The organism is Streptomyces sp. URMC 126, from assembly GCF_051386555.1.
Classification (GTDB): Bacteria; Actinomycetota; Actinomycetes; order Streptomycetales; family Streptomycetaceae; genus Streptomyces.
In genome coordinates this window covers 1-8338 of the sequence record NZ_JBPQTX010000302.1, presented here as the reverse complement: position 1 = coordinate 8338, position 8338 = coordinate 1, and the positions used below count along the sequence as shown (strand labels likewise).

Below are 8338 nucleotides of genomic sequence, written 5' to 3'. Positions count from 1 at the left end.
GGCTATATCAGCCCGTCCGGCGTTTGAGGACGAGCGGCGAAGCCGCGATAGCGGGGTCTGGGGCGCAGCCCCAGGAATCGGCGAAGGGGCGGGACCGGGGCACAGCCCGCCGCAGGCGCCCCCGCCCACCATCCTCAGCTTCTCCTCAGATTCGGCCGCTACCCTGCGCCCTAAATCCAGCCGACGTGAGGAGGTTCGACATGGGACGCGGAAGCGGAAGCGGAAGCGGCAGCTACGCACTGGCCCGCGTAGCGGTGATCGTGCGGGCACCCGCCGCCTGGCTGTGGTGGCTCGGGCTCCTCGCGGCGGGCGTCGGGGCGGCGTTCCCCGGCCTGACGGGCCGCCGGATCGGCCTGCTCGCCGGGGCGGCGGCGTTCGTCGTGGCCGCCGCCGCGGGCTTCGCGGCCCGCCGCGGCCGGTACGCGCGGCTGGCGGAGGCCGCCTCGCGGGCGGGGAAGTCGGTGTTCCTCCAGGACCGCGCCGTCACCGCGCGCACCTGGCGGCGCGGCCGCCGCCGGTGGCTCGCGCTCGCGTTCCCGGCCGCCGTGGCCGCCTCGCTCGTCGCGCCCGGAGCGGGCGGCCTGGCCCTGGCCGGCGTGGGCGCGGGCCTGTGGGCGAAGGCCTTGTGGCTGGGCGGCCTGGAGCGCCGGGCGGAAGCGCTGTTGTGGGTGCGGACGGAGTGGGCGAAGGGGAGCCCGGCCGCCAAGGGCGTCCCCGGCTATCTGACCACCGGTCTCGCCGCCGGTGACGCGGCCCCGGGCGGCGGCCCCCGCCGTGACCGGCGCCCCGCGGCCCGCGCGGCGGTCAGCGCAGCCCGCTGAGCGCCCCCGCGTGCGCGCCCCCGCTCTCGGCGACCAGTTCGGCGAGGGACTGCGGCGCGCGGACGGGCGCGAACCGTACCCCGTCCGCCGTCCCGAGCCAGCCGTACACCCCCGGGCGGGGCAGCGCGTTGTAGGCGAAGTGGGTGGAGAAGTAGTACGCGCCGGTGTCGAGCAGGGCGACGTGGTCGCCGGTGTCCAGCGGCGGCAGGGTCCGGCCCACGGCCACCAGGTCGCCGGCGAAGCAGCAGGGCCCGGCGACGTCCTGGGGCACCGGCTCGCCCGTCTTCGGCAGTCCCAGGGCGTCGTACGCGGCCACTCGCAGCGGCCAGGCGTCCGGTGCGAAGACCGTCCGCGTGGCCACCTGGGCGCCCGCGTGCGTCACGGCGATCCGGCGGCCCCCGGCGGACTTGGCGTACTCGACGCGGGCCAGCACCAGGCCGTGCTTGGCCGCCAGGGACCGCCCGAACTCGGTGACCAGCCCGTACCGCCCGTCGAAGAGCCCCGGCACGGTCGCGGCGAGCAGCCGGGCGTACTCCCGGTGGCTCGGGACCACCTCGTCGGAGGCGAAGTTGACGGGGAGGCCGCCGCCGATGTCGAGGGTGCGGATTTGCTGTCGCCCGGCGAGACCGTTGATCTCCTCGGCGAGTTCGTAGACGAGCCGCACGCCCTCCGCGAGCAGCTCCGGCGGGCAGCCCTGCGAGCCGACGTGGCCGTGCAGCCGGGTCAGCCAGGGGCGGTCCGCGTACGCCCGCAGCAGCCAGGCGCGGGCGCCGGGGTCACGCAGCGCCACCCCGAACTTGGAGCTCTCCGTGGCGGTGCTCATCGCGCCGATGCTGCCCCCGCCCACCTGCGGGTTGACGCGGATGCCCAGCGGGGAGGCGGGCGGCCCGCCGGAGGCCACGAGCGCGTCGAGCCGGGCGAGTTCGGCGCGGCTGTCGACGTTGACGGCGATGCCGAGGGCCAGCGCCTCGCGCAGTTCGGCGGGGGTCTTGGCGGGGGAGTCGAGGACGATCCGGTCGGGCGGTACGCCGGCGGCGCGGGCCAGGGCCAGTTCGCCGGGGCTCGCCACCTCGCAGCCCAGCCCCTCGTCGGCGAGCAGCCGCAGGACCGGCACCAGGGAGGCGGCCTTCACCGCGAAGGCGTGCAGCACGCCCGGGCCGCCGTCGGCGGCGGCCTCACCGCCGGTGCGGACGTCGGCGAACGCCGCGCGCAGGGCTGCGGCCGACGCCCGTAGCCCGGCCACGTCCAGCAGCCCGGCCACCGGCTCGCGCTCGCTCACCAGCCCCCGCGCCACCGCCGCCCGGACGGCGGCGTCCCGCCGCTCCGCCGGGCCGGGCTCCGGCCGGCCGTTCCCCTTCAGGCCCACCCTCCCTACTTCACCACCGGAGCCGGTGCCGCGCCACGGCGCGGTGGGCCCGCGCCACCTGTTGACTAGACGTATTCACCGGCCCAGTATGTGCAGAAGTTCTATTCAGCACGTTCTCCACACGTTCTTCTCACCCACGGCCGGCGCCCGCCGCGGCCGGGAGTCAGGGAGGCAGGGCCCATGTCAGGACCGCGACCCGTGCGAGCGCCGCGAGGCACCGAGCTCAGCGCCCTGGGCTGGCAGCAGGAGGCCGCCCTGCGGATGCTGCAGAACAACCTCGACCCCGAGGTCGCCGAGCACCCCGACAAGCTCGTCGTCTACGGCGGCACCGGCAAGGCGGCCCGCGACTGGCGCTCCTTCGACGCCATGGTCCGCACCCTGAGGACGCTGAAGCAGGACGAGACCATGCTCGTCCAGTCCGGCCGCCCGGTCGGCGTGATGCAGACGCACGAGTGGGCGCCGCGCGTCCTGCTCGCCAACTCCAACCTGGTCGGCGACTGGGCCAACTGGGAGGAGTTCCGCCGCCTGGAGGCCCTCGGCCTCACCATGTACGGCCAGATGACCGCCGGTTCGTGGATCTACATCGGCACCCAGGGCATCCTCCAGGGCACCTACGAGACCTTCGCCGCCGTCGCCGCGAAGAAGTTCGGGGGGACCCTCGCGGGGACGATCACCCTCACCGCCGGCCTCGGCGGCATGGGCGGCGCCCAGCCGCTCGCCGTCACCATGAACGACGGCGTCGCGATCTGCATCGACTGCGACCCGCGTGCCATCGACCGCCGCATCGAGCACCGCTACCTGGACGTGCAGGCCGACTCCGTCGACCACGCGCTCCACCTGGCCGTCGAGGCCCGCGACGCCCGCCGCCCGCTGTCCATCGGCGTCCTCGGCAACGCGGCCGACCTCGTCCCGCAGCTCCTCGCGATGGGCGCGCCCATCGACATCGTCACCGACCAGACCTCCGCCCACGACCCGCTCGCCTACCTGCCGGCCGGCATCGCCTTCGAGGACATGGCCGACGCCGCGGCCAAGGACCCGGCCGGCTTCACCACCCGCGCCCGGGAGTCCATGGCGAAGCACGTCGAGGCCATGGTCGGCTTCCAGGACGCCGGCGCCGAGGTCTTCGACTACGGCAACTCCATCCGCGGCGAGGCCCGGCTCGCCGGGTACGACCGGGCGTTCGCCTTCCCCGGCTTCGTCCCCGCCTACATCCGGCCGCTGTTTTGCGAGGGCAAGGGCCCCTTCCGCTGGGCCGCCCTGTCCGGGGACCCCAAGGACATCGCCGCGACGGACCGCGCCATCCTCGACCTCTTCCCCGAGAACGAGTCCCTGGCCCGCTGGATCAGGATGGCCGGGGAGCGCGTCCACTTCCAGGGCCTGCCCGCCCGCATCTGCTGGCTCGGCTACGGCGAGCGGGACCGGGCCGGCGAGCGCTTCAACGACATGGTGGCGAGCGGCGAGCTGTCCGCCCCCGTCGTCATCGGCCGCGACCACCTCGACTGCGGTTCCGTCGCCTCTCCCTACCGCGAGACGGAGGCCATGCGCGACGGCTCCGACGCCATCGCCGACTGGCCGCTCCTCAACGCCATGGTCAACGTCGCCTCGGGCGCCTCCTGGGTGTCCATCCACCACGGCGGCGGCGTCGGCATGGGCCGCTCCATCCACGCGGGCCAGGTGACGGTCGCCGACGGCACGCCGCTGGCCGGCGAGAAGATCCGCCGGGTGCTGACCAACGACCCCGGCATGGGCGTCATCCGGCACGTCGACGCCGGGTACGACATCGCGGAGACGGTCGCCGAGGACCGCGGGGTGCGCGTGCCGATGCGCGAGGGTGACGCGTGAGCGAGACAGCCCGTCCGGCGTTCGAGGACACCGCGCGGAGCGCGGTTCGGGGGTCCGGGGGCTCGTCCCCGGCTTCGGGAAGGGGCGGGGCGGGAGAGCAGTCCGCCGCGGGCGCGAGCTTCCACGAGATGTGGCGCGACCTCGCCCCCATCGGCCGTGACGCGGCCTCCGGCGGCTACCGCCGCCACGCCTGGACCGGCGCCGACACCGACTGCCGGGAGTGGTTCAAGGCGCAGGCCGAGACGCGCGGCCTGACCTACGAGGTCGACCGCAACGGCAACCAGTGGGCCTGGCTCGGCGACCCCACCGCGGGCGACGCCGTCGTCACCGGCTCCCACCTCGACTCCGTCCCCGACGGCGGCGCCTTCGACGGCCCCCTCGGCGTCGTGTCGTCCTTCGCCGCGCTCGACGGGCTCCGCGCGCGCGGCGCCGCGCCCACCCGGCCCCTCGCCGTCGTCAACTTCGGCGACGAGGAGGGCGCCCGCTTCGGCGTCGCCTGCGTCGGCTCCCGGCTCGCCGCCGGCACGCTGACCCCCGAGGCCGCGCACGCGCTGCGCGGCGCCGACGGCGTCACCCTGCCGCAGGCCATGGAGCGCGCCGGGTACGACCCCGAGGCCATCGGCCCCGACCCCGAACGCCTCGCCCGGATCGGCGCGTTCGTCGAACTGCACGTCGAGCAAGGGCGTGCGCTCGCCGACACCGACCACCCCGTGGGCGTCGCCTCCGCGATCTGGCCGCACGGCCGCTGGCGGTTCGACTTCCACGGCGAGGCCAACCACGCCGGCACCACGCGCATCGAGGACCGCAAGGACCCGATGCTCACCTACGCCAACACCGTGCTGGCCGCCCGCAAGAAGGCGCGCCTCGCCGGCGCCCTCGCCACCTTCGGCAAGGTCGCCGTCGAACCCAACGGCGTCAACGCCATCGCCTCCCTCGTCCGCGGCTGGCTGGACTCCCGCGCCGCCGACGAGGCGACCCTGGCCGAGGTCGTCGCCGCCATCGAGCAGGCCGCGGTCGAACGCGGGCAGCGCGACGGCGTGGACGTCCGCGTCACCCGCGAGTCGTTCACCCCCGTCGTCGAGTTCGCCCACGGCCTCCGCGACGAGCTCGCCGGACTGCTCGGCGGCGTCCCCGTGCTCCCCACGGGTGCCGGACACGACGCCGGGATCCTCTCCGCCGCCGTTCCCACCGCCATGCTGTTCGTACGCAACCCCACCGGCGTCTCGCACTCGCCGGCCGAGACGGCCACCGAGGACGACTGCGTGGCCGGGGTGACCGCACTCACCGACGTACTGGAGGGCCTCGCGTGCCGGTGACCACCACCTACTGGGCGGAACACGCCTGGCTCGGCACCCACGTCGAACCCGGCGTGGCCATCGACACGGACCCGGCCAACGGCCGGATCACGGCCGTGCGCACCGAGGTGGCGGCACCCCCGCCCGGGGCGGTGACCCTGCGCGGGCTCACCCTCCCGGGCCTGGCCAACGCCCACAGCCACGCCTTCCACCGGGCCCTGCGGGGCGCCGTCCAGATCGGCTCCGGCACCTTCTGGACCTGGCGCGACACCATGTACGGCGTCTCCGAGAAGCTCACCCCCGATCGGTACTTCGCGCTCGCCCGCGCCACCTACGCCGAGATGGCCCTCGCCGGCGTCACCTGCGTCGGCGAGTTCCACTACCTCCACCACGGCCCCGGCGGCACGCCTTACGACGACCCCAACGCCATGGGCGCGGCCCTGCTCGCCGCCGCCGCCGAAGCCGGCATCCGCATCACCCTCCTCGACACCGCCTACCTCTCCGCCGGCTTCGGCCAACCGCCCAACCGGCACCAGCTCCGCTTCTCCGACGGCACGGCCGACGCCTGGGCCGAACGCGCCGCCGCCCTCAAGGACGCCGGGCACGCCCGGATCGGCGCCGCCGTGCACTCCGTGCGCGCCGTCCCCGCCGCCGAACTGGCCACGGTCGCGGCCTGGGCCGCCGACCGCGCGGCCCCGCTGCACGTCCACCTCTCCGAGCAGACCGCCGAGAACGACGCCTGCCGCGCCGCCCACGGCGTCACGCCCACCCGGCTCCTCGCCGACCACGGCGTCCTCGGCCCGCGCACCACCGCCGTGCACGCCACCCACCTCACCAACGAGGACATCGCCCTGCTCGGCGGCTCCTCCACCGGCACCTGCATGTGCCCCACCACCGAACGCGACCTCGCCGACGGCATCGGCCCCGCCGCCGCCCTCCAGCGGGCAGGCTCCCCGCTCTCACTGGGCAGCGACAGCCACGCCGTCATCGACCTCCTCGAAGAGGCCCGCGCGATGGAGCTCGACGAGCGCCTGCGCACCCGCACCCGAGGCCACTGGACGGCCGCGGCCCTGCTCCGCGCCGCCACCGCCGACGGGCACACGGCCCTCGGCTGGCCCGAGGCCGGCCGCATCGAGCCCGGTGCCCTCGCCGACCTCACGACCGTCGCGCTGGACTCCGTCCGCACCGCCGGACCGCACCCCCGGCTGGGCGCCGAGACGGCCGTATTCGCGGCGACCAACGCGGACGTACGGCACACCGTCGTCGGCGGACGGCACGTCGTACGGGACGGTGTCCACCTGCTCGTGGAGGACGTGGCGGGCGCGCTGGCCGACTCCGTCGCCGCCCTGCGCTCTTGACCCCGGCGGGCACACCGGGCCCGAGCGACCCGTTCGACGCGACGGGCCCGGTCGACGCGCCCGGCCCGTCCGGCCCGCCGGGAGTGCCCGGCCGCCCATGCGGTATGACGGGCCCGCCCGGGCGGTCCGGTGCGCCGGAGCCCCTCGGCTCGCTCGGACCGCCGGACCGAATGGGCCGGCCGGACCGGCTGAACCAGCCGGCTTCGGCGGACGGGACGAACCCGGCCCGCGAGCATCCGCCCCCGGGCCGCCGGGAAGCAGAACCGGGCGGGAAGCCGAACGCGACCCCCGCCGTACCCGCCCGGACCTCCGCCGAAATCCCCGACCACATCCCCGACACGAACCCCGACCGGACCCCCGCCCGCACCCCCGACCGGAAACCGCCGAGCCCGAAGCGCCCGAACCCGAAGGACGTCCTCACCACCATGGCTCCCACCACCACGGCGATCACCCACATCGGCAGCCTCGTCACCAACGACCCCTCCCTCCCCGGTAGTGCCGGCCCCCTCGGTGTGATCCAGGACGCGGCGGTCGTCATCGACGGCGACCGCGTCGCCTGGGTCGGTCCGACAAGCAAAGCACCCGCCACTGACAACGCCGTCGACGCCGAGGGCCGGGCGGGCCTCCCGGGCTTCGTGGACTCCCACTCCCACCTCGTCTTCGCCGGTGACCGGACCGAGGAGTTCAACGCCCGGATGTCGGGCCGGAGCTACAGCGCCGGCGGCATCCGCACCACCGTGGCCGCCACCCGCGCCGCCACCGACGCCGAGCTGGAGGCCAACCTCCGGCGCCACCTCGACGAGGCGCTCCGCCAGGGCACCACCACCCTGGAGACCAAGTCCGGCTACGGCCTCAGCGTCCACGACGAGGCCCGCGCCCTCCGCATCGCCGCCGCCCACACCGACGAGGTCACCTACCTCGGCGCCCACGTCGTCGCCCCCGAGTTCGCCGACGACCCCGACGGCTACGTCGCGCTCGTCACCGGCGAGATGCTCGACGCCTGCGCCCCGCACGCCCGTTGGGTGGACGTCTTCTGCGAGCGCGGCGCGTTCGACGGCGACCAGGCCCGAACGGTCCTGGAGGCCGGGATCGCCAAGGGGCTGCACGCCCGCGTCCACGCCAACCAGCTGGGCCACGGCCCCGGCGTCCGGCTCGCCGTCGAGCTCGGTGCCGCCTCCGCCGACCACTGCACCCACCTCACCGACGCGGACGTCGACGCCCTGGCCTCCGGCGACACGGTCGCCACCCTGCTGCCCGGCGCGGAGTTCTCCACCCGCGCCCCCTGGCCCGACGCACGCCGGCTGCTCGACGCGGGCGCCACCGTCGCGCTGTCCACGGACTGCAACCCCGGCTCGTCCTTCACCAGTTCGGTGCCGTTCTGCGTCGCCCTGGCCGTGCGGGACATGGGGATGACGCCCGACGAGGCGGTCTGGGCCGCCACCGCGGGCGGCGCCGCGGCCCTGCGCCGTACCGACGTCGGCCGCGTGGCGCCCGGCGCCCGCGCCGACCTCGTCCTGCTCGACGCGCCGAGCCACGTCCACCTCGCCTACCGGCCGGGCGTCCCGCTGGTCTCGGCGGTCTGGCGCCGGGGCGTGCGCGAGGTCTGACGCGCCCCGCCCCCGCCCCGGCGCCCGTGGCGGAGGCGGCGGCCGTCGT

At 75.9% G+C, this 8338-nt stretch carries 6 protein-coding genes; 5 read left to right on the top strand and 1 reads right to left on the bottom strand.

What is annotated here, in order from left to right; genetic code table 11:
• Positions 1-200 precede the first annotated feature (200 nt).
• A complete protein-coding gene (locus ACSNOK_RS27170) occupies positions 201-821 on the top strand; it encodes a hypothetical protein (protein WP_436783420.1) in 621 nt (206 codons plus the stop codon).
• Here the strand turns inward: ACSNOK_RS27170 and ACSNOK_RS27165 are convergent.
• Positions 805-2187 carry a diaminopimelate decarboxylase gene (locus ACSNOK_RS27165; RefSeq protein WP_436783419.1) on the bottom strand — a complete coding sequence of 461 codons (1383 nt, stop codon included), beginning with the start codon at positions 2185-2187 and terminating at the stop codon, positions 805-807. The genes ACSNOK_RS27170 and ACSNOK_RS27165 overlap by 17 nt on opposite strands.
• Before the next feature lie 180 nt (positions 2188-2367).
• Here ACSNOK_RS27165 and hutU point away from each other — a divergent pair, with 180 nt between their 5' ends.
• The 4 genes from hutU to hutI all read left to right on the top strand — a co-directional run bounded on the left by hutU (position 2368) and on the right by hutI (position 8289).
• The gene (hutU, locus tag ACSNOK_RS27160; protein WP_436783418.1) at positions 2368-4029 is read left to right on the top strand and encodes a urocanate hydratase; all 1662 of its coding nucleotides are present in this window, start codon (positions 2368-2370) and stop codon (positions 4027-4029) included.
• Positions 4030-4157: 128 nt separating this feature from the next.
• Positions 4158-5345 carry an allantoate amidohydrolase gene (locus ACSNOK_RS27155; RefSeq protein WP_436783421.1) on the top strand — a complete coding sequence of 396 codons (1188 nt, stop codon included), beginning with the start codon at positions 4158-4160 and terminating at the stop codon, positions 5343-5345.
• Complete coding sequence (locus ACSNOK_RS27150; protein WP_436783417.1) at positions 5336-6682, top strand: formimidoylglutamate deiminase; 1347 nt, start codon at positions 5336-5338, stop codon at positions 6680-6682. Before ACSNOK_RS27155 ends, ACSNOK_RS27150 begins: the two co-directional genes overlap by 10 nt.
• A 425-nt stretch (positions 6683-7107) precedes the next feature.
• Positions 7108-8289 (top strand): imidazolonepropionase, encoded by a 1182-nt coding sequence (hutI, locus tag ACSNOK_RS27145; protein ID WP_436783416.1) that lies wholly within the window; start codon positions 7108-7110, stop codon positions 8287-8289.
• Positions 8290-8338: the final 49 nt, after the last annotated feature.

What these genes read in the sequence shown, in the direction of transcription:
- ACSNOK_RS27170 (WP_436783420.1), top strand. Translation starts at nt 201, where the DNA reads ATGGGACGCGGAAGCGGAAGCGGAAGCGGCAGCTACGCACTGGCCCGC.
- hutU (WP_436783418.1), top strand. Translation starts at nt 2,368, where the DNA reads ATGTCAGGACCGCGACCCGTGCGAGCGCCGCGAGGCACCGAGCTCAGC.
- ACSNOK_RS27155 (WP_436783421.1), top strand. Translation starts at nt 4,158, where the DNA reads ATGTGGCGCGACCTCGCCCCCATCGGCCGTGACGCGGCCTCCGGCGGC.
- hutI (WP_436783416.1), top strand. Translation starts at nt 7,108, where the DNA reads ATGGCTCCCACCACCACGGCGATCACCCACATCGGCAGCCTCGTCACC.